General features: G+C 55.8%; 19 protein-coding genes. 11 read left to right on the top strand and 8 right to left on the bottom strand.

All coding sequences use genetic code 11. The annotated features are described in order from the left end of the window. Nucleotides 1-12: 12 nt before the first annotated feature. The 3 genes from aceF to pdhR form a co-directional block, all read right to left on the bottom strand. Entirely contained in the window at nucleotides 13-1,908 is a 1,896-nt protein-coding gene (gene aceF / locus ACOTXI_RS10665) for a pyruvate dehydrogenase complex dihydrolipoyllysine-residue acetyltransferase (RefSeq protein WP_023326706.1), read from the bottom strand. Between the two features lie 14 nt (nucleotides 1,909-1,922). Further along, on the bottom strand, nucleotides 1,923-4,586 hold the full coding sequence (aceE, locus tag ACOTXI_RS10660) for a pyruvate dehydrogenase (acetyl-transferring), homodimeric type (RefSeq protein ID WP_008501959.1): 2,664 nt from the start codon (nucleotides 4,584-4,586) through the stop codon (nucleotides 1,923-1,925). Between the two features lie 123 nt (nucleotides 4,587-4,709). Next, nucleotides 4,710-5,474 (bottom strand): pyruvate dehydrogenase complex transcriptional repressor PdhR, encoded by a 765-nt coding sequence (pdhR, locus tag ACOTXI_RS10655; RefSeq protein WP_008501960.1) that lies wholly within the window; start codon nucleotides 5,472-5,474, stop codon nucleotides 4,710-4,712. 263 nt (nucleotides 5,475-5,737) lie between these two features. Between pdhR and ACOTXI_RS10650 the strand changes: the two genes are divergently transcribed. The 4 genes from ACOTXI_RS10650 (at nucleotide 5,738) to ACOTXI_RS10635 (ending at nucleotide 9,905) form a co-directional block, all read left to right on the top strand. Beyond that, nucleotides 5,738-5,965: a hypothetical protein gene (locus ACOTXI_RS10650; protein WP_021240510.1), complete on the top strand. Its 228-nt coding sequence runs from the start codon at nucleotides 5,738-5,740 to the stop codon at nucleotides 5,963-5,965. 46 nt (nucleotides 5,966-6,011) lie between these two features. Then, on the top strand, nucleotides 6,012-7,382 hold the full coding sequence (aroP, locus tag ACOTXI_RS10645; RefSeq protein ID WP_008501961.1) for an aromatic amino acid transporter AroP: 1,371 nt from the start codon (nucleotides 6,012-6,014) through the stop codon (nucleotides 7,380-7,382). Nucleotides 7,383-7,546: 164 nt separating this feature from the next. Continuing rightward, the gene (locus ACOTXI_RS10640; protein WP_058654208.1) at nucleotides 7,547-8,944 is read left to right on the top strand and encodes a glycoside-pentoside-hexuronide (GPH):cation symporter; all 1,398 of its coding nucleotides are present in this window, start codon (nucleotides 7,547-7,549) and stop codon (nucleotides 8,942-8,944) included. 10 nt (nucleotides 8,945-8,954) lie between these two features. Continuing rightward, nucleotides 8,955-9,905, top strand: coding sequence for a family 43 glycosylhydrolase (locus tag ACOTXI_RS10635; RefSeq protein WP_058654209.1), 951 nt, complete (start codon nucleotides 8,955-8,957; stop codon nucleotides 9,903-9,905). Between the two features lie 18 nt (nucleotides 9,906-9,923). Here the strand turns inward: ACOTXI_RS10635 and ampE are convergent, their stop codons facing one another. Both ampE and ampD read right to left on the bottom strand, forming a co-directional pair. Next, complete coding sequence (gene ampE / locus ACOTXI_RS10630) at nucleotides 9,924-10,778, bottom strand: beta-lactamase regulator AmpE (RefSeq protein ID WP_008501964.1); 855 nt, start codon at nucleotides 10,776-10,778, stop codon at nucleotides 9,924-9,926. A 9-nt stretch (nucleotides 10,779-10,787) separates the two neighbouring features. After that, nucleotides 10,788-11,339 (bottom strand): 1,6-anhydro-N-acetylmuramyl-L-alanine amidase AmpD, encoded by a 552-nt coding sequence (ampD, locus tag ACOTXI_RS10625; RefSeq protein ID WP_008501965.1) that lies wholly within the window; start codon nucleotides 11,337-11,339, stop codon nucleotides 10,788-10,790. An 87-nt stretch (nucleotides 11,340-11,426) separates the two neighbouring features. On the opposite strand from ampD, the gene nadC reads away from it, so the two are divergent. From nadC to hofC, 4 genes are all read left to right on the top strand, one after another. After that, on the top strand, nucleotides 11,427-12,320 hold the full coding sequence (gene nadC, locus ACOTXI_RS10620; protein ID WP_021240514.1) for a carboxylating nicotinate-nucleotide diphosphorylase: 894 nt from the start codon (nucleotides 11,427-11,429) through the stop codon (nucleotides 12,318-12,320). Nucleotides 12,321-12,494: 174 nt separating this feature from the next. After that, complete coding sequence (gene ppdD / locus ACOTXI_RS10615; protein ID WP_008501967.1) at nucleotides 12,495-12,932, top strand: prepilin peptidase-dependent pilin; 438 nt, start codon at nucleotides 12,495-12,497, stop codon at nucleotides 12,930-12,932. Nucleotides 12,933-12,942: 10 nt separating this feature from the next. Continuing rightward, on the top strand, nucleotides 12,943-14,325 hold the full coding sequence (gspE, locus tag ACOTXI_RS10610) for a type II secretion system protein GspE (protein ID WP_023326701.1): 1,383 nt from the start codon (nucleotides 12,943-12,945) through the stop codon (nucleotides 14,323-14,325). Beyond that, nucleotides 14,315-15,499 carry a protein transport protein HofC gene (gene hofC / locus ACOTXI_RS10605; RefSeq protein WP_058654210.1) on the top strand — a complete coding sequence of 395 codons (1,185 nt, stop codon included), beginning with the start codon at nucleotides 14,315-14,317 and terminating at the stop codon, nucleotides 15,497-15,499. Before gspE ends, hofC begins: the two co-directional genes overlap by 11 nt. A 41-nt stretch (nucleotides 15,500-15,540) precedes the next feature. Here hofC and ACOTXI_RS10600 read toward each other — a convergent pair whose 3' ends face one another. Then, nucleotides 15,541-16,584: a GMP reductase gene (locus ACOTXI_RS10600; protein WP_023293282.1), complete on the bottom strand. Its 1,044-nt coding sequence runs from the start codon at nucleotides 16,582-16,584 to the stop codon at nucleotides 15,541-15,543. Between the two features lie 228 nt (nucleotides 16,585-16,812). On the opposite strand from ACOTXI_RS10600, the gene coaE reads away from it, so the two are divergent. From coaE to yacG, 3 genes are read left to right on the top strand one after another with little or no spacing between them, the layout of a single operon-like run. Beyond that, complete coding sequence (coaE, locus tag ACOTXI_RS10595) at nucleotides 16,813-17,433, top strand: dephospho-CoA kinase (protein WP_008501971.1); 621 nt, start codon at nucleotides 16,813-16,815, stop codon at nucleotides 17,431-17,433. Continuing rightward, nucleotides 17,433-18,176 (top strand): cell division protein ZapD, encoded by a 744-nt coding sequence (zapD, locus tag ACOTXI_RS10590; protein ID WP_008501972.1) that lies wholly within the window; start codon nucleotides 17,433-17,435, stop codon nucleotides 18,174-18,176. The genes coaE and zapD overlap by 1 nt, the downstream gene beginning before the upstream one ends. 9 nt (nucleotides 18,177-18,185) lie before the next feature. After that, nucleotides 18,186-18,380, top strand: coding sequence for a DNA gyrase inhibitor YacG (gene yacG, locus ACOTXI_RS10585; protein WP_021240519.1), 195 nt, complete (start codon nucleotides 18,186-18,188; stop codon nucleotides 18,378-18,380). Nucleotides 18,381-18,405: 25 nt separating this feature from the next. On the opposite strand, the gene mutT is transcribed toward yacG, so the two are convergent. Then, nucleotides 18,406-18,807 carry an 8-oxo-dGTP diphosphatase MutT gene (mutT, locus tag ACOTXI_RS10580; protein WP_008501974.1) on the bottom strand — a complete coding sequence of 134 codons (402 nt, stop codon included), beginning with the start codon at nucleotides 18,805-18,807 and terminating at the stop codon, nucleotides 18,406-18,408. Between the two features lie 57 nt (nucleotides 18,808-18,864). Continuing rightward, nucleotides 18,865-21,570, bottom strand: coding sequence for a preprotein translocase subunit SecA (gene secA / locus ACOTXI_RS10575; protein ID WP_008501975.1), 2,706 nt, complete (start codon nucleotides 21,568-21,570; stop codon nucleotides 18,865-18,867). Nucleotides 21,571-21,577 lie beyond the last annotated feature (7 nt).

The following is a 21,577-nucleotide window of genomic DNA, read 5'->3' as shown; positions in this document are numbered from 1 at the left end:
CCGGCTTTTCGATTACATCACCAGGCGGCGAATGTCGCTCAGCATGTTGTTGATGATGGTGATGAAACGCGCACCATCAGCACCGTCGATCACGCGGTGGTCGAAGGACAGAGAGATTGGCATCATCAGACGCGGCACGAACTCTTTGCCATTCCACACCGGCTCCATCGCGGACTTGGACACACCGAGGATAGCCACTTCCGGCGCGTTAACAATCGGTGCGAAGTGGGTGGTACCCAGGCCGCCGATGCTGGAGATAGTGAAGCAGCCGCCCTGCATTTCGCCGGCAGTCAGCTTACCATCACGCGCTTTTTTGGAGATGGTGGTCAGTTCACGGGACAGCTCAGTGATGCTCTTCTTGTTCACGTCTTTGAAGACCGGAACAACCAGACCATTTGGCGTATCAACCGCAACACCGATGTTGATGTATTTCTTCAGCGTCAGCTTCTGGCCGTCTTCGGACAGGGAGCTGTTGAAGCGTGGCATCTGTTCCAGAGCCGCAGCAACCGCCTTCATGATGAAGACCACTGGGGTGAATTTCACGTCCAGTTTACGCTTCTCAGCTTCGGCGTTCTGCTGTTTACGGAACGCTTCCAGATCGGTGATATCGGTCTTATCGAAGTGCGTAACGTGCGGGATCATCACCCAGTTACGGCTCAGGTTCGCACCAGAGATTTTCTGGATACGGCCCAGCTCCACTTCTTCGATTTCGCCGAACTTGCTGAAGTCCACTTTCGGCCATGGCAGCATGCCCGGGATACCGCCGCCAGCGGCTGCAGCTGGTGCAGCTTCGGCGCGTTTCACGGCGTCTTTCACGTAGGTCTGAACGTCTTCGCGCAGGATACGACCTTTACGGCCAGTCCCTTTCACTTTCGCCAGGTTCACACCGAATTCGCGCGCCAGGCGACGAATCAGCGGCGTCGCGTGGACGTAAGCGTCGTTTTCAGCGAACTCTGATTTTTCTGCTTTTGCAGCAGGGGCAGCGGCTGGTTTAGCAGCCTGAGCCGGTGCAGCAGCCGGTGCTGGAGCAGCCGCGGCAGCCGGAGCTGCGGCAGGCGCAGCGCCTTCCACTTCGAAGACCATGATCAGAGAGCCGGTAGACACTTTGTCGCCGGTGCTGATTTTGATCTCTTTAACGGTACCCGCGAACGGCGCAGGCACTTCCATGGAGGCCTTGTCGCCTTCAACGGTGATCAGTGACTGTTCAGCGGCAACTTTGTCGCCCACTTTTACCATCACTTCGGTCACTTCAACTTCGTCACCGCCGATGTCCGGTACGTTAACGTCTTTCGCGCCGCCAGCAGCAGCTGGTGCTGCGGCTGGCGCCGGAGCAGCGGCCTGTGCAGGCGCGGCAGCAGGTGCAGCACCTGCCACTTCGAAGATCATGATCAGGGAGCCGGTAGACACTTTGTCACCGGTGTTGATCTTGATCTCTTTAACGGTACCCGCAAACGGTGCTGGCACTTCCATAGAGGCTTTGTCGCCTTCTACGGTGATCAGTGACTGCTCGGCCGCAACGGTATCGCCCACTTTCACCAGGATCTCAGTAACTTCAACTTCGTCACCGCCGATGTCCGGCACGTTCACTTCTTTCGCGCTCGCGGCAGCTGCTGGAGCAGCGGCGGCCGGAGCGGCTTTCTTCTCTTCCTGCGCAGGTGCAGCAGCTGCTGCACCGTCGGCGGAATCGAAAATCATGATCAGTTTGCCAGTCTCGGTTTTATCGCCAACAGAGACTTTGATCTCTTTAACGATGCCAGCCTGAGGAGACGGGACTTCCATAGAGGCTTTGTCGCCTTCTACGGTGATCAGCGACTGTTCAGCTTCAACTTTGTCGCCTACTTTGACCAGGATCTCGGTGATTTCAACTTCATCAGCCCCGATGTCCGGTACATTGATTTCGATAGCCATTATTCTTTTACCTCTTACGCCAGACGCGGGTTAACTTTTTCTGCATCGATGTTGAATTTGGTAATTGCGTCTGCAACCACTTTCTTATCGATTTCGCCACGTTTAGCCAGTTCGCCCAGTGCTGCTACAACCACGTAAGAAGCATCAACTTCGAAGTGGTGACGCAGGTTTTCGCGGCTGTCAGAACGACCGAAGCCGTCAGTACCCAGAACGCGATAATCATCAGCTGGAACGTAAGTACGAACCTGCTCAGCGAACAGTTTCATATAGTCAGTAGACGCCACCGCTGGCGCGTCGTTCATCACCTGAGCGATGTACGGTACGCGTGGGGTTTCCAGTGGGTGCAGCATGTTCCAGCGCTCACAATCCTGGCCATCACGCGCCAGTTCAGTGAAGGAGGTCACAGAGTACACATCGGAACCGACACCGTAGTCTTTCGCCAGGATCTGCGCTGCTTCACGAACGTGACGCAGGATAGAACCGGAGCCCAGCAGCTGAACTTTACCTTTGCTACCTTCGATGGTTTCGAGTTTGTAGATACCTTTACGGATACCTTCCTCGGCACCTGCTGGCATTGCCGGCATGTGGTAGTTTTCGTTCAGGGTGGTGATGTAGTAGTAAATGTTCTCCTGCGCTTCACCGTACATGCGCTGCAGACCGTCATGCATGATGACTGCCACTTCATACGCGTAAGACGGGTCGTAAGAGATACAGTTAGGGATAGTCAGAGACTGAATGTGGCTGTGACCATCTTCGTGCTGCAGACCTTCACCGTTCAGGGTCGTACGACCGGAAGTACCACCGATCAGGAAGCCGCGAGCCTGCTGGTCGCCTGCCTGCCAGCACAGGTCACCGATACGCTGGAACCCGAACATGGAGTAGTAAATGTAGAACGGGATCATCGGCAGGTTGTTGGTGCTGTAAGAGGTCGCAGCGGCCAGCCAGGATGCGCCTGCGCCCAGCTCGTTGATACCTTCCTGCAGGATCTGACCTTTCTCGTCTTCTTTGTAGTATGCAACCTGCTCACGGTCCTGCGGGGTGTACTGCTGGCCGTTCGGGCTGTAGATACCGATCTGACGGAACAGACCTTCCATACCGAAAGTACGCGCTTCGTCGGCGATGATTGGCACCAGGCGATCTTTGATCGACTTGTTCTTCAGCATCACGTTCAGGGCACGAACGAAAGCGATAGTGGTAGAGATCTCTTTGTTCTGCTCTTCCAGCAGCTGAGAGAAGTCTTCCAGCGCTGGCAGTTCCAGCTTCTCGGTGAAGTTAGGCTGACGAGCTGGCAGGTAGCCTTTCAGCGCCTGACGACGTTCGTGCAGGTACTTGTGCTCTTCGGAGCCTTCCGGGAAGGTGATGTAAGACAGGTTTTCGACCTGCTCATCGGTCACTGGAACGTTGAAACGGTCGCGGATATAGCGCACGCCGTCCATGTTCATTTTCTTAACCTGGTGAGCGATGTTTTTACCTTCTGCGGTATCACCCATGCCGTAACCTTTGATGGTGTGGGCCAGGATTACAGTCGCTTTACCTTTGGTTTCACGCGCTTTTTTCAGTGCAGCGTAGATTTTCTTCGGATCGTGACCACCGCGGTTCAGGGCCCAGATCTGCTCATCAGTCCAGTCTGCAACCAGGGCTGCGGTTTCTGGATATTTGCCGAAGAAGTGCTCACGCACGTAAGCACCGTCTTTGGATTTGAAGGTCTGGTAGTCACCGTCAACGGTTTCGTTCATCAGCTGGATCAGTTTACCGCTGGTGTCTTTACGCAGCAGTTCGTCCCAACGGGAACCCCACATGACTTTGATCACGTTCCAGCCAGCACCTGCGAAGATGCCTTCCAGTTCGTTGATGATCTTGCCGTTACCGGTTACCGGACCATCCAGACGCTGCAGGTTACAGTTGATGATGAAGCACAGGTTGTCCAGCTTCTCACGGGTCGCGATGGTGATCGCGCCTTTAGATTCTGGCTCATCCATTTCGCCGTCGCCCAGGAAGGCGTATACGGTCTGCTCAGAGGTGTCTTTCAGACCACGGTGTTCCAGATACTTCAGGAATTTCGCCTGGTAGATCGCACCGATTGGGCCCAGACCCATGGATACGGTTGGGAACTGCCAGAATTCAGGCATCAGTTTAGGGTGCGGGTAAGAAGACAGACCTTTACCGTGAACTTCCTGACGGAAGTTGTTCATCTGCTCTTCAGTCAGACGACCTTCCAGGAATGCACGTGCATAGATGCCCGGAGAGATGTGGCCCTGGAAGTACACCAGATCGCCGCCGTCTTTCTCGTTCGCTGCACGGAAGAAGTGGTTGAAGCACACTTCGTAAACGGTCGCAGAAGACTGGAAGGACGCCATGTGGCCACCCAGTTCCAGGTCTTTCTTGGATGCGCGCAGAACGGTCATGATGGCGTTCCAACGGATTGCAGAACGGATACGACGTTCCAGATCCAGATTGCCCGGGTATTCCGGTTCGTCTTCAACGGCAATCGTGTTTACGTAGTTGCTAGCCCCTGCACCTGAAGCAACCTTCACGCCGCCTTTGCGGGCTTCAGAAAGCAGCTGATCAATCAGATACTGAGCGCGCTCAACACCTTCTTCACGGATGACCGATTCGATCGCCTGTAGCCAGTCGCGAGTTTCGATCGGATCCACGTCATTTTGGAGACGTTCTGACATGGGGGTATTCCTTATCTATCTAATACGTTGATTTGTCTGGAACCTGTCCCATTGTGCTCTTGGGCAAGAACACAATAAGACAGGTTCTGCGTTTAGTTGCCGCGCTCTAAAAGTACCTGGCGCTTAATCCTTTCGTTGCTGTATGCGGCGTAATGAACGTTCGCGACGCGATTGTTCACGGCTGCGGTCCAGCAAGATTTCCTCAATGAAAGCCAGATGGCGGTGCGACGCTTCGCGCGCCTGCTCCGGTTCCCCGGCCATTATCGCCTCGAATACTCGGGTGCGATGGTTGCTTACCAGTGGGAGCATGTCCCGACGGGCATACAACAATTCAAAATTTTGACGAACGTTCTGGGCCAGCATCGGCTCCATGCAGCGTAGCAGATGGAGGAGCACCACGTTGTGGGCCGCTTCGGTGACGGCAATTTGATACTGGACGACGGCGCTGGACTCGGCGTCTAAATCGCCGGACTGCTGTGCCCGTTCAATGGCCTGATGCAGCTCGCGGATACGCACGCGATCTTCATCAGTGCTGCGAAGGGCAGCGTAATAGGCCGCAATACCTTCCAGCGCGTGACGGGTCTCAAGCAGATCAAACTGGGATTCTGGGTGGTCAGAGAGAAGTTCTACCAGCGGATCGCTGAAGCTCTGCCACAGGCTGTTTTGCACAAAGGTTCCGCCGCCCTGGCGACGAAGCAGCAAGCCCTTTGCTTCGAGACGTTGAATCGCCTCACGCAGAGAGGGACGTGAAACGTCGAACTGTTTTGCCAGTTCGCGTTCTGGCGGAAGTTTCTCACCCGGGCGCAGAGTCCCTTCGAGGATTAAAAACTCCAGCTGCTGCTCAATCACATCAGATAGTTTTGGTTGGCGAATTTTGCTGTAGGCCATATTCCCTGTCTTACGCCTTTTTGCCCGGAGTCAATTGGTCTTACCAATTTCTATTTCGTATCGCTAAAGTAACAAAGTATTCACCTTCTGTCCATATTGGTTTTGATTGAAATCAGTAAACCCTGCACATTTTAACAACCTTACAGAAATAACGTTTCAGAAATGTAACTTTGCACAAATGAGTTGATTACTCCTAAAGAGGGAGTTTTAACCATAATGAAACGAGGGTTTTTGCAATCTGAAGCGATTCAACAAGGCAAATAATGAAAATTCGCCCACTTAAGGCGCATTTCTATTCTATAGGTTGGGTGAGGAACAACGAGCGGGCCGATTTACAAATGCTTTCTTTTTATTCAAGTCGTCATCACCCCTTCATAAAGCAGGTGCATTCGCAGGCACTTACCACTATTCTGGCGCTTACGGAAGTCATCTCCGCTTTTTTCGGTCTCGTTAACCGTAAAGAAATAAATACAGAATATGGATTTTCATAATTACACACGCTCAGCGTGAACATAACAACCACACACGAGGTTTCAAATGGAAGCTCAACAGCACGGCGATCAGCTAAAGCGCGGGCTTAAAAACCGCCATATTCAGCTCATCGCACTGGGCGGTGCGATTGGTACCGGCCTGTTTCTGGGCAGCGCATCCGTTATCCAGTCTGCCGGTCCGGGTATTATTTTGGGTTACGCGATTGCGGGTTTCATTGCTTTTCTGATCATGCGCCAGCTGGGCGAAATGGTCGTGGAAGAGCCGGTCGCAGGCTCCTTCAGCCACTTTGCCTATAAGTACTGGGGCAGCTTTGCCGGTTTCGCCTCGGGCTGGAACTACTGGGTGCTGTACGTTCTGGTTGCCATGGCCGAACTGACCGCCGTCGGGAAATACATTCAGTTCTGGTATCCCGAAATCCCAACCTGGGCTTCTGCTGCAGCCTTCTTCGTCATTATCAACGCCATTAACCTGACCAACGTTAAAGTGTTCGGGGAGATGGAGTTCTGGTTTGCCATCATCAAGGTCATTGCCGTGGTGGCGATGATTATCTTCGGCGGCTGGCTGCTGTTCAGCGGCAACGGCGGCCCGCAGGCCACGGTGCGCAACCTCTGGGAACAGGGTGGCTTCCTGCCTCACGGCATGACCGGCCTGGTGATGATGATGGCGATCATTATGTTCTCCTTCGGCGGCCTGGAGCTGGTGGGCATCACCGCTGCTGAAGCCGACAACCCGGAGCAGAGCATCCCGAAAGCCACAAATCAGGTTATCTACCGCATCCTGATCTTCTATGTGGGCTCACTGGCGGTGCTGCTCTCCCTGCTGCCGTGGACGCGCGTGACTGCTGACACCAGCCCGTTTGTGCTGATCTTCCACGAGCTGGGCGACACCTTTGTCGCCAACGCGCTGAACATCGTGGTGCTGACCGCAGCGCTCTCCGTTTACAACAGCTGCGTATACTGCAACAGCCGCATGCTGTTCGGCCTCGCCCAGCAGGGTAACGCGCCGAAGATGCTGCTTAACGTTGATAAACGTGGCGTGCCGGTGAATACCATCATTGTTTCCGCCATCGTGACAGCCCTGTGCGTGCTCATTAACTACATGGCACCGGAATCGGCGTTTGGCCTGCTGATGGCGCTGGTGGTCTCTGCGCTGGTCATCAACTGGGCGATGATCAGCCTGGCGCACATGAAGTTCCGCCGCGCGAAGCAGCAGCAGGGCGTCACCACGCGCTTCCCTGCCCTGCTCTATCCGCTGGGTAACTGGATCTGCCTGCTGTTCATGGCGGCCGTGCTGGTGATCATGCTGATCACCCCAGGTATGGCGATTTCCGTCTACCTGATCCCGGTATGGATTGCAGTACTCGGCGTTGGCTATCTCTTCAGTCAGAAAAGCCGTAATGCCATGAAGGCGCACTAAGCCTCCCACCGCGGTGCCTGCTTTTGCGGGTGCCGCGCGTTGTTACCTCCTTCACACTTTCACGCCCACAGCGCATTTATCCATATCACCGCCCTGATACTGCAACGCATATATCCCTTCGCCAGCGAATAATTCTCTCCATACCGTAAACCGGAGAGCTGTCGATGGATAACAACACACTGTCAGTAAAAGAAAAGATCGGCTATGGGATGGGCGACGCCGGATGCAACATTATCTTCGGCGCCATCATGCTGTTTGTTAACTATTTTTATACGGATATTTTTGGTCTGGCCCCTGCGCTGGTCGGCGTGCTGCTACTGTCCGTCCGCGTGATTGACGCCGTAACGGACCCGATCATGGGCGCGATTGCCGACCGCACCCGCAGTAAATATGGCCGGTTTCGTCCATGGCTGCTGTGGATCGCTTTCCCGTACGCGCTGTTCAGCATCCTGATGTTCACCACCCCGGAGTGGAGCTATAACAGCAAAGTTATCTATGCCTTTGTCACCTACTTCCTGCTGTCGCTCACCTACACCGCCATCAACATCCCCTACTGCTCGCTGGGCGGGGTGATCACTAACGATCCTAAAGAGCGCGTCGCCTGCCAGTCGTATCGCTTCGTGCTGGTCGGCATCGCCACGCTGCTGCTCTCATTAACGCTGCTGCCGATGGCCGACTGGTTTGGCGGGGACAACAAAGCCAAAGGCTACCAGATGGCCATGACCGTGCTGGCGCTGATTGGCACCTGCATGTTCCTGTTCTGCTTCGCCACCGTGCGCGAGCGCGTGCGCCCGGCAGTCCAGACCAATGACGAGCTGAAAAACGACCTGAAAGACGTGTGGAAGAACGACCAGTGGGTGCGCATTCTGCTCCTGACGCTCTGCAACGTCTGCCCGGGCTTTATCCGCATGGCGGCCACCATGTATTACGTCACCTGGGTCATGGGCCAGAGCACCCACTTCGCCACGCTGTTTATCAGCCTGGGCGTTGTCGGCATGATGCTCGGCAGCGTGCTGGCAAAAGTGCTGACCGACCGCTGGTGTAAGCTGAAGGTCTTCTTCTGGACCAACATCGTGCTGGCGATTTTCTCCTGCGCCTTTTATTTCTTCGACCCGAAAGCCACCGTCACCATCGTGGTGCTCTACGTCCTGCTGAACATCCTGCACCAGATCCCGTCTCCGCTGCACTGGTCGCTGATGGCCGACGTGGATGACTACGGCGAGTGGAAAACCGGGAAGCGCATCACCGGCATCAGCTTCTCGGGCAACATCTTCTTCCTCAAGCTGGGTCTGGCGATTGCCGGGGCGATGGTCGGTTTTCTGCTCTCCTGGTACGGCTACGACGCGGGGGCGAAAGCGCAAAGCGCAGACGCCATCAACGGGATTGTGCTGCTGTTTACCGTTATCCCGGGGGTGGGTTATTTGATTACCGCGGGCGTGGTGCGCCTGCTGAAGGTGGATCGTGAAACCATGAAGCAGATCCAGGCCGATCTGGAAAAGCGCCGTACCAACTACCGCGAGCTGAATGACTATCAGGAACTCAAAGCCGCTGAGACTAAATAAGGAAAGCCGAATGCAAACCTGGCCAAACCCGTTTATTGAACAACGCGCCGACCCGTATATCCTGCGCCACGATGGGCAATATTACTTTATCGCCTCCGTGCCGCAGTACGACAGGCTGGCGATCCGCCGTGCAGACTCGCTGGAAGGCTTACGTCATGCCGCAGAGGTGGTGGTCTGGCGTAAACCCGACGCAGGCCCAATGAGCCAGCTGATATGGGCGCCGGAACTGCACCACATTGACGGAAAGTGGTATATCTATTTTGCCGCGACGCACACCCAGGCGCTCAACGCGCTCGGGATGTTCCAGCACCGCATGTTTGCCATTGAATGTACCGACAGCGATCCGCTCACCGGCAGGTGGGTAGAAAAAGGCCAGATCGAAACCCCGTTCGACACCTTTGCGCTGGACGCCACCACCTTTGTGCATCAGGGGAAACGCTGGTATCTGTGGGCGCAAAAAGCGCCGGACATCTCCGGGAACTCCAACCTTTATCTGTGTGAAATGGCGAACCCGTGGACGCTGAAAGGCGAGCCGGTGATGCTCAGCAAGCCGGAGTATGACTGGGAGTGTCGCGGGTTCTGGGTCAACGAAGGCCCGGCGGTGCTGTTCCATGGCAACAAACTGTTTATCAGCTATTCCGCCAGCGCCACCGACGAGAACTACTGCATGGGGCTGCTGTGGATAGACCTGAATGCCGATCCGCAAAACCCATTGAACTGGCACAAATCCCCGCGCCCCGTATTCGCCACCAGCTACGAAAATCGTCAGTACGGCCCGGGACACAACAGCTTTACGCAAACGCCGGAAGGGGAAGATGTGCTGGTGTATCACGCGCGGAACTACACCGAAATTGAGGGCGATCCGCTGTACGATCCAAACCGCCATACCCGCCTGAAGCGCGTCCGCTGGGACGAAAACGGGATGCCTGATTTCGGCATCCCGCCTGCGGACACGCTTTAATCGTTACGGCGCGCTGGCTTACACCAGCGTGCCGTAGATCGTCAGCAGCGCCACGATAACCACGACCACAAACGACGTTTTCTTCGCCATGGAGACAGCGGCTTTCGGCGTTTCAATCTTGTCGGTATGCGGCTCACGCGCCAGCGAGAACTGCGCCAGACGCGTTAACACCTGATACTGCGACGTATGGCGGTCGGCAAGCGAGGCGAACCACGCGGGCAGCGCTTTTTCACCGTGGCCAATTAACGCGTACACCACGCCCACCAGACGCACCGGAAGCCAGTCAACCACGTGCAGGATGGCATCAATGCCGGACAGCAAACGCTCGTGCGGCGTCAGATAGCGAGCAAGCCAGGTCTGCCAGGCGCGCAGGAACGCATACCCCATCAGCAAGACCGGTCCCCATGGACCGCCCACCACAAACCAGAACAGCGGCGCCAGGTAGTAACGGAAGTTAATCCACAGCAGCGCGTTCTGCAGTTCGCGCAGGAACTCGCGCTCGTCGCAGTCCGGCGGCACGCCGTGGATCATCGTCAGCTCGCTCGCCATGGCATTGCGCGCATGGGCATCGTCACGGGAGGCGGCTTTCAGGTACGCGTGATAGTGCAAACGCACCTTGCCCGCACCAATGCACAGCACGCCGAGCAGGATCCACACCACCAACAGCGGCACGTTGAAAAAGAGTCCATACAGCGCGCGCAGCAGCAGGAACGTAATCACCATCACGCCCGCCATCATCAGCAGCGTGCGCAGCATGGAAAAGTGCTTGATACGGCGGAATAACACCTCCAGCCGGTGATCCAGATGCCAGTGCTCACCGAGCTTGAACAGGCGTTCAGCGATGATAACCAGCAGCATGGTAAACAACGTCATGGTATCTCCTTATTCTGACGACGCGGTGAGCATGGCGCGGAACCGCGGCCAGTCAAATGCCGGGCCGGGATCGGTTTTTCTCGCCGGAGCGATATCGCTGTGCCCGGTAATATTGTCGGCAATGGCCGGGTAAAGTCCGATAAGCGTACGGGTCACAGCCGCTAGCTGTTGATACTGTGAATCGGTGTAGGGCGTGGTATCCGTGCCTTCCAGTTCGATCCCGATAGAAAAATCGTTGCACCGTTCGCGCCCGTGATACATCGACACCCCGGCATGCCAGGCGCGCTTATCAAAGGGAACATACTGAACCACTTCACCATCGCGACGAATCAGGCAATGAGCCGACACGCGCAGATGCGCAATCTCAGCAAAGAAAGGATGGGCATCGGGATCTATCGTTCCCGTGAATAACGCATCGATCCACGGGCCGCCGAATTCCCCCGGCGGGAGACTAATATTATGAACCACCAGCAGTGTGGGCTTTTCATCCTCCGGGCGGCAGTCGTGGTGCGGCGAAGGCACATGCCGCGCATCCACCAGCCATCCGTTTTCTAACAACATGCTGGAACTCCTTATGTATGGTGCTGTTACTCGGTTCAGAGTAGCATGTTTCAATATTTTGATTCGTTACCAATTTGGAGTTTTATCATGCCGCCTCGCCGCTACAACCCCGACCACCGACGTGAAGCGCTTCTGGAACGTATTAATATGGATATTCCGGCAAGCGTTGCCCATGCTTTGAAAGAAGATCTGGGCGGTGACGTCAATGCCGATAAAGATATTACCGCACAATTGTTGCCGAAAGAGACGCGCTCCCACGCGGTCATTATCACCCGTGAAGAGGGTGTTTTTTGCGGCAAGCGCTGGGTTGAAGAGGTCTTTACCCAGCTGGCGGGCGATGATGTGCAGGTAACATGGCACGTGGAGGACGGCGATAGCGTCACGCCAAACCAGCCGCTGTTCGAGCTGGACGGCCCTTCCCGCGTCTTGCTGACCGGCGAACGTACCGCGCTTAATTTTGTACAAACGCTCTCTGGCGTCGCCAGCGAAGTGCGTCGTTACGTTGACCTGCTGGCCGGCACCCGAACCCAGCTGCTGGATACCCGCAAAACGCTGCCGGGCCTGCGCACGGCGCTGAAGTATGCGGTGCTCTGCGGCGGCGGCGCAAACCATCGTCTGGGCCTGTCCGACGCTTTCCTGATTAAAGAGAACCACATTATTGCATCGGGTTCCGTACGTCAGGCGGTGGAGAAGGCCTTCTGGCTGCATCCGGATGTGCCGGTTGAAGTAGAAGTAGAAAACCTGGACGAGCTGGAGCAGGCGATTAAGGCCGGGGCCGATATCATCATGCTCGATAACTTCGAAACCGAGCAGATGCGTGAGGCGGTAAAACTGACCAATGGCCGGGCCCAGCTCGAAGTCTCCGGAAACGTCACCTTCGAAACGATCCGTGAATTCGCCGAAACCGGCGTGGATTACATCTCAGTCGGCGCGCTGACCAAGCACGTTCGCGCCCTCGACCTCTCGATGCGTTTTAAATAGTGATTCCTCCCCTCTCCGCCTGGAGAGGGGAATTTCAGCCCCGCTCGCAAATCCGCTGTTCTTTCCTGCAACACCGCATTTATTCTCTGAACGCGCTTTCTCGTTCCCTTTTTTGCCCCTCGTTTCTGCCCTTTTGCGCTGACAGAGTAGCGCCACTTAACGTAAGGAGCAGATATGAACAGACAACACGGATTCACTCTTATTGAGCTGATGGTGGTCATCGGCATTATTGCGATTCTGAGCGCCATCGGCATACCTGCCTATCAGAACTACCTGCGCAAAGCGGCGCTGACCGATATGCTGCAAACCTTCGTTCCCTACCGCACCGCCATTGAACTTTGCGCGCTGGATCACGGTGGTGTGGAGAGCTGCGATGCCAACAGCAACGGCATCCCTTCCCCCACCACGACACGCTACGTTTCCGGAATGAGCGTAGCGAAAGGGATCGTGACCTTAACAGGACAGGAAAGTCTTAACGGGCTGGAAGTGGTCATGACGCCGCAGTGGAACAACGGCAACGGGATGACGGGCTGGACGCGCGTCTGCAACATCAGTGCTGATAGCGCTCTGAAGCAGGCCTGCGAAGACGTTTTCCGCTTCAGCAATAACTGAGGAGCGGAGAATGAATACCGATCAACTCGTGGCGCTTTGTCTTCGCCATCACGCACTGCTGCTATCCAGCGACAGTGAGAGGATCAACATTGCCGTCGTGGGAAAGCCCGCGACCGAACTCATGGAGGCGCTGCGTTTCGCGACCCAGAAACGGATTGATATTGAGTGCTGGAGCGCGGAGCGCATGGAAAAACACCGGCAGCTCACGTCACAATCGCATCTGCCCGGCGTTTCGCAAACACACTCTACGGTAGATGTCCTTAACCACACGCTGCAGCAGGCAATCAACCAGCGCGCCTCTGATATTCATATCGAACCGATGGAGCACGCGTGCCAGATTCGTTTACGTATCGACGGCGTACTTTGTCCGCAGCCTCCGCTTGCCGCTGAACTGGCTAACCTGTTAAGCGCACGTTTAAAAGTGCTGGGTAACCTGGATATTGCAGAACGCCGGCTGCCTCAGGACGGCCAGTTTACGATTGAACTGGCCAATGAGCCGGTCTCGTTTCGGATCGCGACGCTTCCCTGCAGCGGCGGCGAAAAAATTGTGCTGCGCCTCCTGCATCAGGTTCCGCAGGCCCTTGAGCCGAAAGCGCTTGGCATGAATGCTGAACAGTTGGCCTGTTTTAATGCGGTTCTCCACCAGCCGCAGGGGCTGATTCTGGTCACCGGCCCTACCGGCAGCGGCAAAACCGTGACGCTGTACAGCGCGCTGCAGTCGCGTAACACCCCTGACGTCAACATCTGCAGCGTGGAAGATCCTATTGAGATCCCCCTTGCCGGATTAAACCAGACGCAGATTAATCCCCGGGCGGGTTTAACCTTCCAGAACGTGCTGCGCGCACTGCTACGTCAGGATCCCGACATCATTATGGTCGGCGAAATCCGTGACGGAGAAACGGCCGGGATTGCCATTAATGCTGCCCAGACCGGGCATCTGGTGCTGTCGACCCTGCACACCAACTCGACGACGGAAACGCTGATTCGCCTGGAGCAGATGGGCGTCGCGCGCTGGATGATTTCTTCCGCGCTGACGATGGTGATTGCCCAGCGACTGGTCCGGCGTTTGTGCCCACATTGTCGCCGGGAAACCCGCGATCAGGCTCAACTACCTCGCTCAGTATGGCCCAGGCCGCTTCCACGCTGGCAGCCCACCGGCTGCGATCGCTGTTATCACGGCTTTTATGGACGCGTGGCCATTTTTGAAGTACTCGCCATCGACAATGCCCTGCGGCAGGCCATTGCCAGCGGGGCGGGAACTGACGTCATAGAGGCGAGCGCCCGGCAGGCGGGGATGGTTTCTCTTTTTGAACACGGCTGCAGGGCCGTCGAACAAGGGCTAACCACGATTGAAGAGTTGTTGCGCGTCCTGGGAATGCCCAATGGCGGCTAATCAGCTCTGGCGCTGGCGTGCGCTCACCAAAGATGGAGAACCCCGAAGCGGGACACTCTGGGCCACAGACCGCAATGCGGCCTTCACCCGGCTGATGCGTAACGACCTCCATCCTCTGACGCTGACCCGATGCGCGCAGCGACACCGCTGGCGGCCACACCACTGCGACGAGATGTTTCATCAGCTCGCCTCGCTTCTGCAGGCTGGGCTGACGCTGTCCCACAGCCTGCAAATGCTGGCAGAGCAACATCCGTTAAAACCGTGGCAGGCGCTGCTGCAAAGCATTGCCGATGAGCTCAGTGAAGGATGCCCGTTTTCTGAGTCGCTAAAAAAGTGGCCAGCCGTTTTTAGCCCGCTGCATGTCTCGATGGTGAAAACCGGAGAGCTGACCGGGAAGCTGGAGGTGTGCTGTCGTCAGCTCGCGCAGCAACAAAAATCACAGCAGCAGCTCAGTGCAAAAGTGAAAAAGGCGCTGCGCTACCCGGCGATCGTCCTGACGCTGGCTGTGCTCGTCGTGCTGGCGATGGTCACTCTGGTCCTGCCCGAGTTTGCCGCGATCTACAAAACGTTTAATACCCCGCTTCCCGTGCTGACACAGATGGTTATGGGGATGGCCGCCTTTATGCAGTCATATGCCCTTGCGTTGTTCGTCCTGCTATTAGCCCCCTTAGCCGTCGCCTGGGCTCTGCGGCAGAATCCTCGCTGGCAGTGCATCCTGCTGCATACGCCCGTGATGGGCGCACTGGCAAAAGGTCAAAAGCTGGGACACGTCTTTACCGTGCTGTCACTCACGCAACAGGCGGGTATCCCCTTTTTACAGGGCCTGGAGAGTGCCGAGGAGACCGTTGAAAGTCAGTACTGGCAGGGAATACTGCGCGACGTGCGGGAGGGCATTGAAAAAGGCCTTCCCGTCTGGTCATCCTTTCAAAGAGCGGCAATCTTTACCCCGCTGTGTGTTCAGCTTTTACGAACCGGTGAAATGTCAGGTGCGCTGGATATCATGCTGGCAAACCTTGCCCGCCATCATACGGAACAGACCTTTCAACGTGCAGAGAATCTGGCGGCGCTTCTGGAGCCAGTGCTTCTGATAGTGACGGGGGTCATTATTGGTACGCTGGTGGTGGCAATGTACCTGCCGATATTCCACCTGGGAGATGCGATGAGCGCGGGATAGTACAACAGGGCTGGCGCACGGGCATGCGCCAGCGATCGCCATTACAGGCTGTTGAATACGCGGTTTTCTTGTTCCTGAACGCGAATAAACGTTGTACGCTTTGTCAGCTCTTTCAGGCGGGAGGCGCCAACGTAGGTGCAGGCAGAGCGCAGGCCGCCGAGGATATCGCGTGCGGTGTTTTCAACCGGACCGCGCAGAGGCAGCTTGACGGTTTTACCTTCTGCCGCACGGTATTTTGCCACGCCGCCGACGTGACGGGTCATCGCAGACTCAGAGCTCATACCGTAGAACAGCATAAATTTCTCGCCGTTCTCTTCTACTACGGTACCGCCGCTCTCTTCGTGACCTGCCAGCATGCCGCCGAGCATCACGAAGTCCGCGCCGCCGCCGAAGGCCTTTGCAACATCACCCGGCATGGTGCAACCACCGTCGCTGATGATCTGGCCGCCCAGACCGTGCGCCGCATCGGCACATTCAATGACGGCAGAGAGCTGCGGATAACCGACGCCGGTTTTGACGCGCGTGGTGCATACGGAGCCCGGACCGATGCCCACTTTCACTATATCGGCACCGGAGAGGATCAGCTCTTCACACATTTCACCGGTCACCACGTTGCCCGCGATGATGGTTTTCGTCGGCCAGGCCTCACGCGCCTTGCTGACGAACTGTACGAAGTGCTCGGAGTAACCGTTCGCCACATCAATACAAACGAAGTTCAGCGCCGGGTTAGCCTTCAGAATCTGTTTGGTCTTCTCGAAATCCGCATCGGAGGTACCGGTGGAGACCATCACGTGCTTCACCACATCAGCAGAGGCGGACGCCACAAACGCATCCCACTCTTCAGGGCTGTAATGTTTGTGCACGGCGGTGAGGATGTCGAACTGTGCCAGCGCGGTTGCCATCTCAAAGGTTCCCACAGTATCCATGTTGGCAGCGATGATCGGCACGCCAGACCAGGTCTGACCGGAATGCTTAAAGGTGAATTGACGTTCGAGTTCAACGTCTGAGCGACTTTTCAGTGTAGAGCGTTTAGGGCGGATAAGAACGTCTTTGAAACCTAACTTCAGATCTTCTTCGATACGCATGTGCGGATTCCTGGGGTTAGAGGCAAATATGTTAAAAGCACAACTCCAGTGACGCTATCATACGCACTAATACCTGCTCCGCAAGACTGCGAAATTCTCTTTTTTTACGCTACAATCCTATAAATTTACCTGGTAAAAAGCCGGTAAACAGGGCTAAACAGTTGCTGGCGCACCTGAGAGTTTTAATCAACTGATTTTAATAATGAATAATTCCCAGGATTTGATTTAATGGGGTATATCGTTGCATTAACCGGTGGCATCGGTAGTGGCAAAAGTACCGTTGCAGACGCGTTTTCTCGTTTGGGTATCACGATTATCGATGCCGATATTATTGCCCGCCAGGTGGTAGAGCCCAATACACCCGCGCTTAAGGCCATCGCAGAACATTTTGGCCAGGCAATCATCAATGCCGATGGCACGCTAAATCGCCGTCAGCTTCGCGAATGCATTTTTTCCGATTCAGCGGAAAAAGCCTGGCTTAATGCCCTGCTCCATCCCATTATCCACCAGGAAACACAGCGTCAGATAGCCGAAGCCCGCTCGCCCTATGTCTTGTGGGTGGTTCCGCTGCTGGTGGAAAATCAGCTGCATCAGAAAGCCGATCGGGTACTGGTGATTGATGTCGCACCCGAGACGCAAATCCAGAGAACCATGATGCGAGACCATGTCTCGCGCGAGCATGCTGAACATATTCTCGCCGCTCAGGCCACGCGCGCTCAGCGCCTTGCCGTGGCGGATGATGTTATTGATAATAACGGCGCACCAGATGCTATTGCATCGGATGTTGCCCGTCTGCACGCGCAGTATCTGACGTTAGCCGGGCAGGCCGTTGCACAGGAAAAACCATAATGTCGACTCACATCCTTTTTGAGCATCCGCTCAACGAAAAAATGCGTACCTGGCTACGCATCGAATTCCTCATTCAGCAGCTTTCACAACATCTGCCGGTTAACGATCACGCTACGGCGTTGCACTTCTTCCGCAATGTAGGCGATCTGCTGGATGTGATTGAACGCGGCGATGTCCGCACAGAATTGCTTAAAGAGCTGGAGCGCCAGCAGCGTAAATTGCAGGCATGGGCTGAGGTTCCGGGGGTGGACGTAAGCCGTATCGATTCCCTTCGTCAGCAGCTTAAAACCAGCAGCAGCATCCTGATGGCCGCACCGCGCGTCGGGCAGTTTTTGCGTGAGGACCGCCTGATTGGCCTGGTGCGCCAGCGCCTGAGCATCCCTGGCGGTTGCTGCAGCTTCGACCTGCCGACGCTGCATATGTGGCTCCATATGCCACAAGCCCAGCGTGACGCGCAGGTGAACAGCTGGCTGGCAAGCCTGGAGCCGATGCACCAGACGCTGTCGCTGATCCTCGATCTGATCCGTAACTCAGCGCCGTTCCGCAAGCAAACCAGCCTGAACGGTTTCTACCAGGACAACGGTGATGATGCCGATCTTCTGCGCCTGAATTTATCGCTTGGCGAACAGCTTTATCCGCAAATTTCCGGGCATAAGAGCCGCTTTGCGATTCGCTTTATGCCGCTGGACAGCGAAAATGGCACCGTGCCGGAACGCCTCGATTTTGAACTGGCCTGTTGTTAAGGAGTGCCGATGTCTGATGTCACCACCGTAAACTGCCCGACCTGTGGCAAAACCGTTGTCTGGGGCGAAGTGAGTCCATTCCGCCCATTCTGCTGCAAACGCTGCCAGCTTATTGACCTGGGCGAATGGGCGGCGGAAGAAAAACGCATTCCGAGTAAAGGCGATCTTTCGGACAGCGATGACTGGAGTGAAAGCCAGCAGTAATCTGTAAAGCCTGCTGGCGCGTCGCTTAGCAGGCCTTCGGTTGTTCGACTAACCGCAGGATCACAGGCTCATTAGCTGGCGGGAATTTTTCGGCATCACTTGCCTGAAGCTCCACCCAGTTACCCGGCTGCCCCTCTTTCCCCCAGGGTTCACCTTCCCAGTTTTCCACCAGCCAGAACCACAGCGTGATGTGTCTGTCCGGAAACTGGTATTCAAGCTTATCAAACAGCGTTGCGCCAAGCGGGGTGATCCCCACCTCCTCCTGAAGCTCGCGAACCAGCGCCGCTTCCGGCGTTTCACCTGACTCGATTTTACCGCCTGGAAACTCCCACTTGTTCGCCATATGGGCGTCGGCAGCGCGCTGGGTGATGAAGATTTGATTTTGCGGGTTGCGAATAATCCCGACGGCAATTTGCAGTATTTTCATATTGTCACTTCCATAAAAAAGGCGCAGAAATCTGCGCCTTTTTGTTTTTTTATGAACTTAGCTCAGACGGCCGTGGCACGCCTTGTACTTTTTACCAGAACCGCACGGGCATGGATCGTTACGACCCACTTTACGATCGCCGGTTTGCGCGGCGATCGCCGCTGCGGCTTCGCTGTCGTCGGTCTGATGGCTCAGCTGTTGCATTTGTGCCAGACGCTCGGCTTCTTCACGACGCTGCTGTTCCATCGCTTCCACCTCTTCCGGCATACGCACCTGAACCTTGCTCAGGGTGCTGATGACTTCATACTTCAGCGACTCAAGCATAGAGGCAAACATGGAGAAGGACTCACGCTTGTATTCCTGCTTAGGATCTTTCTGCGCATAGCCACGCAGGTGGATACCCTGACGCAGGTAGTCCATCGCCGCCAGGTGCTCTTTCCACAGGGAGTCCAGCGTCTGCAGCATCACGCCTTTTTCGAAGTGACGCATCATCTCAGCGCCAACGACCTCTTCCTTGCGCTTGTAGACGTCCAGCGCGGTTTCGTAGATACGCTCGCGCAGGGTCTCTTCGTGCAGCTCAGGCTCTTTATCCAGCCACTCTTTGATTGGCAGGTCGAGGTCGAAGTCGTTTTTCAGGCGTTCCTGCAGGCCTTCGATGTCCCACATCTCTTCCAGAGACTGCGGCGGAATGTGCGCATCAATCGTGGCTTTAAACACATCTTCGCGAATGCTGTTGATGGTTTCGCTCACGTCGGACACGTCCAGCAGTTCGTTACGCTGGGTGTAGATCGCACGGCGCTGATCGTTAGCCACGTCATCGTATTCCAGCAGCTGCTTACGAATATCGAAGTTGCGGCTTTCCACTTTACGCTGTGCGTTCGCGATCGCTTTGGTAACCCACGGGTGCTCAATGGCTTCACCCGGCTTCATGCCCAGCTTACGCATCATGCCGGACACGCGGTCGGAGGCGAAAATACGCATCAGCGCATCTTCCATCGACAGGTAGAAGCGGGAAGAACCGGCATCACCCTGACGACCTGCACGACCACGCAGCTGGTTATCAATACGACGCGATTCGTGACGCTCGGTACCGATAATGTGCAGACCGCCGGATGCCAGCACCGCGTCGTGACGCACCTGCCAGTCGGCCTTAATCTGAGCAATCTGTTCAGGCGTTGGGTTTTCCAGCTCAGCCACCTCGGCCTGCCAGCTACCGCCCAGCATAATATCGGTACCACGACCCGCCATGTTGGTGGCGATGGTTACCGCAGCCGGATAACCTGCCTGCGCAACGATATCTGCTTCTTTAGCGTGGAACTTGGCGTTCAGAACGTTGTGCTTGATGCCTGCTTTAGTCAGCTCGTTAGACACCACTTCGGACTTCTCGATGGAGATGGTCCCCACCAGTACCGGCTGGCCTTTCGCGGTACGTTCGCGAATATCTTCGATGATCGCCTGAATTTTTTCCGCTTCAGTCATGTACACCAGGTCCGGCATATCCTTACGGATCATCGGACGGTTGGTTGGAACGACCACGGTATCCAGCTTGTAGATAGAGCTGAATTCAAACGCTTCGGTATCGGCTGTACCGGTCATGCCCGCCAGCTTCTCGTACAGACGGAAGTAGTTCTGGAAGGTGATAGAGGCCAGCGTCTGGTTTTCGTTTTGAATATCCACGCCTTCTTTGGCTTCTACAGCCTGGTGCAGACCGTCTGACCAGCGACGTCCCTGCATGGTACGACCGGTGTGCTCATCGACAATGATCACTTCGCCGTCTTTTACGATGTAGTCGACGTCGCGGGTGAACAGCGCGTGGGCACGCAGCGCGGCGGTCACATGGTGCATCAGCATGATGTTGCTTGGGGAGTACAGAGACTCGCCCTCTTCCATAATGCCTTCAGCCACCAGCAGCTCTTCGATTTTCACCAGACCACGCTCGGTCAGGTTCACCTGGCGCGCTTTTTCATCCACGGAGAAGTGACCTTCACCCTGGAAGGTATCCGAGTCTTCTTTCTCCTGGCGCAGCAGGTGTGGAATGATTTTGTCGACCTTACGGTACATCTCGGAGCTGTCTTCAGCCGGGCCGGAGATGATAAGCGGAGTACGCGCTTCATCGATCAGGATGGAGTCCACCTCATCCACCAGCGCGTAGTGCAGCTTACGCTGGACGCGCTCTTCAGGGCTGAACGCCATGTTGTCACGCAGGTAGTCGAAGCCGTATTCGTTGTTGGTACCGTAGGTAATGTCCGCGTTATACGCTTCACGCTTGGCTGGTGCAGGCAGGCCAGACATGTTGATGCCGACGGTCATGCCGAGGAATTCGAACAGTGGACGGTTGTTTTCGGCGTCACGCTGCGCCAGATAGTCGTTGACGGTAACGACGTGAACGCCTTTACCGGTCAACGCATTCAGGTAAGCCGGCAGCGTTGCGGTCAGGGTTTTACCTTCACCGGTACGCATTTCCGCGATGCAGCGTTCGTTAAGCACCATCCCGCCCAGCAGCTGAACGTCGAAGTGACGCATGCCGAACACGCGCTTACTTGCTTCACGCACGACAGCAAATGCTTCCGGGATCAGGCTTTCTAAGGTTTCACCTTTTTCCAGACGCGCACGGAATTCCGCCGTTTTCGCTTTCAGCTCATCATCAGAGAGCTTCTCCATCGCCGGTTCCATACCGTTGATGACGGCAACAGCTTTGCGCATACGGCGCAGGGTACGATCGTTACGACTACCAAAAACTTTAGTTAATAATTTGATTAGCATAATAAAT

It is taken from the genome of Enterobacter cloacae complex sp. BZL2005 (genome assembly GCF_049238885.1).
GTDB lineage: Bacteria > Pseudomonadota > Gammaproteobacteria > Enterobacterales > Enterobacteriaceae > Enterobacter > Enterobacter roggenkampii.
The sequence above is the reverse complement of the archived record's forward strand: the minus strand, read 5'-3'. Positions and strand labels throughout refer to the sequence as shown.

What these genes read in the sequence shown, in the direction of transcription:
- aceF (WP_023326706.1), bottom strand. Translation starts at nt 1,908, where the DNA reads ATGGCTATCGAAATCAATGTACCGGACATCGGGGCTGATGAAGTTGAA.
- aceE (WP_008501959.1), bottom strand. Translation starts at nt 4,586, where the DNA reads ATGTCAGAACGTCTCCAAAATGACGTGGATCCGATCGAAACTCGCGAC.
- pdhR (WP_008501960.1), bottom strand. Translation starts at nt 5,474, where the DNA reads ATGGCCTACAGCAAAATTCGCCAACCAAAACTATCTGATGTGATTGAG.
- ACOTXI_RS10650 (WP_021240510.1), top strand. Translation starts at nt 5,738, where the DNA reads ATGAAAATTCGCCCACTTAAGGCGCATTTCTATTCTATAGGTTGGGTG.
- aroP (WP_008501961.1), top strand. Translation starts at nt 6,012, where the DNA reads ATGGAAGCTCAACAGCACGGCGATCAGCTAAAGCGCGGGCTTAAAAAC.
- ACOTXI_RS10640 (WP_058654208.1), top strand. Translation starts at nt 7,547, where the DNA reads ATGGATAACAACACACTGTCAGTAAAAGAAAAGATCGGCTATGGGATG.
- ACOTXI_RS10635 (WP_058654209.1), top strand. Translation starts at nt 8,955, where the DNA reads ATGCAAACCTGGCCAAACCCGTTTATTGAACAACGCGCCGACCCGTAT.
- ampE (WP_008501964.1), bottom strand. Translation starts at nt 10,778, where the DNA reads ATGACGTTGTTTACCATGCTGCTGGTTATCATCGCTGAACGCCTGTTC.
- ampD (WP_008501965.1), bottom strand. Translation starts at nt 11,339, where the DNA reads ATGTTGTTAGAAAACGGATGGCTGGTGGATGCGCGGCATGTGCCTTCG.
- nadC (WP_021240514.1), top strand. Translation starts at nt 11,427, where the DNA reads ATGCCGCCTCGCCGCTACAACCCCGACCACCGACGTGAAGCGCTTCTG.
- ppdD (WP_008501967.1), top strand. Translation starts at nt 12,495, where the DNA reads ATGAACAGACAACACGGATTCACTCTTATTGAGCTGATGGTGGTCATC.
- gspE (WP_023326701.1), top strand. Translation starts at nt 12,943, where the DNA reads ATGAATACCGATCAACTCGTGGCGCTTTGTCTTCGCCATCACGCACTG.
- hofC (WP_058654210.1), top strand. Translation starts at nt 14,315, where the DNA reads ATGGCGGCTAATCAGCTCTGGCGCTGGCGTGCGCTCACCAAAGATGGA.
- ACOTXI_RS10600 (WP_023293282.1), bottom strand. Translation starts at nt 16,584, where the DNA reads ATGCGTATCGAAGAAGATCTGAAGTTAGGTTTCAAAGACGTTCTTATC.
- coaE (WP_008501971.1), top strand. Translation starts at nt 16,813, where the DNA reads ATGGGGTATATCGTTGCATTAACCGGTGGCATCGGTAGTGGCAAAAGT.
- zapD (WP_008501972.1), top strand. Translation starts at nt 17,433, where the DNA reads ATGTCGACTCACATCCTTTTTGAGCATCCGCTCAACGAAAAAATGCGT.
- yacG (WP_021240519.1), top strand. Translation starts at nt 18,186, where the DNA reads ATGTCTGATGTCACCACCGTAAACTGCCCGACCTGTGGCAAAACCGTT.
- mutT (WP_008501974.1), bottom strand. Translation starts at nt 18,807, where the DNA reads ATGAAAATACTGCAAATTGCCGTCGGGATTATTCGCAACCCGCAAAAT.
- secA (WP_008501975.1), bottom strand. Translation starts at nt 21,570, where the DNA reads ATGCTAATCAAATTATTAACTAAAGTTTTTGGTAGTCGTAACGATCGT.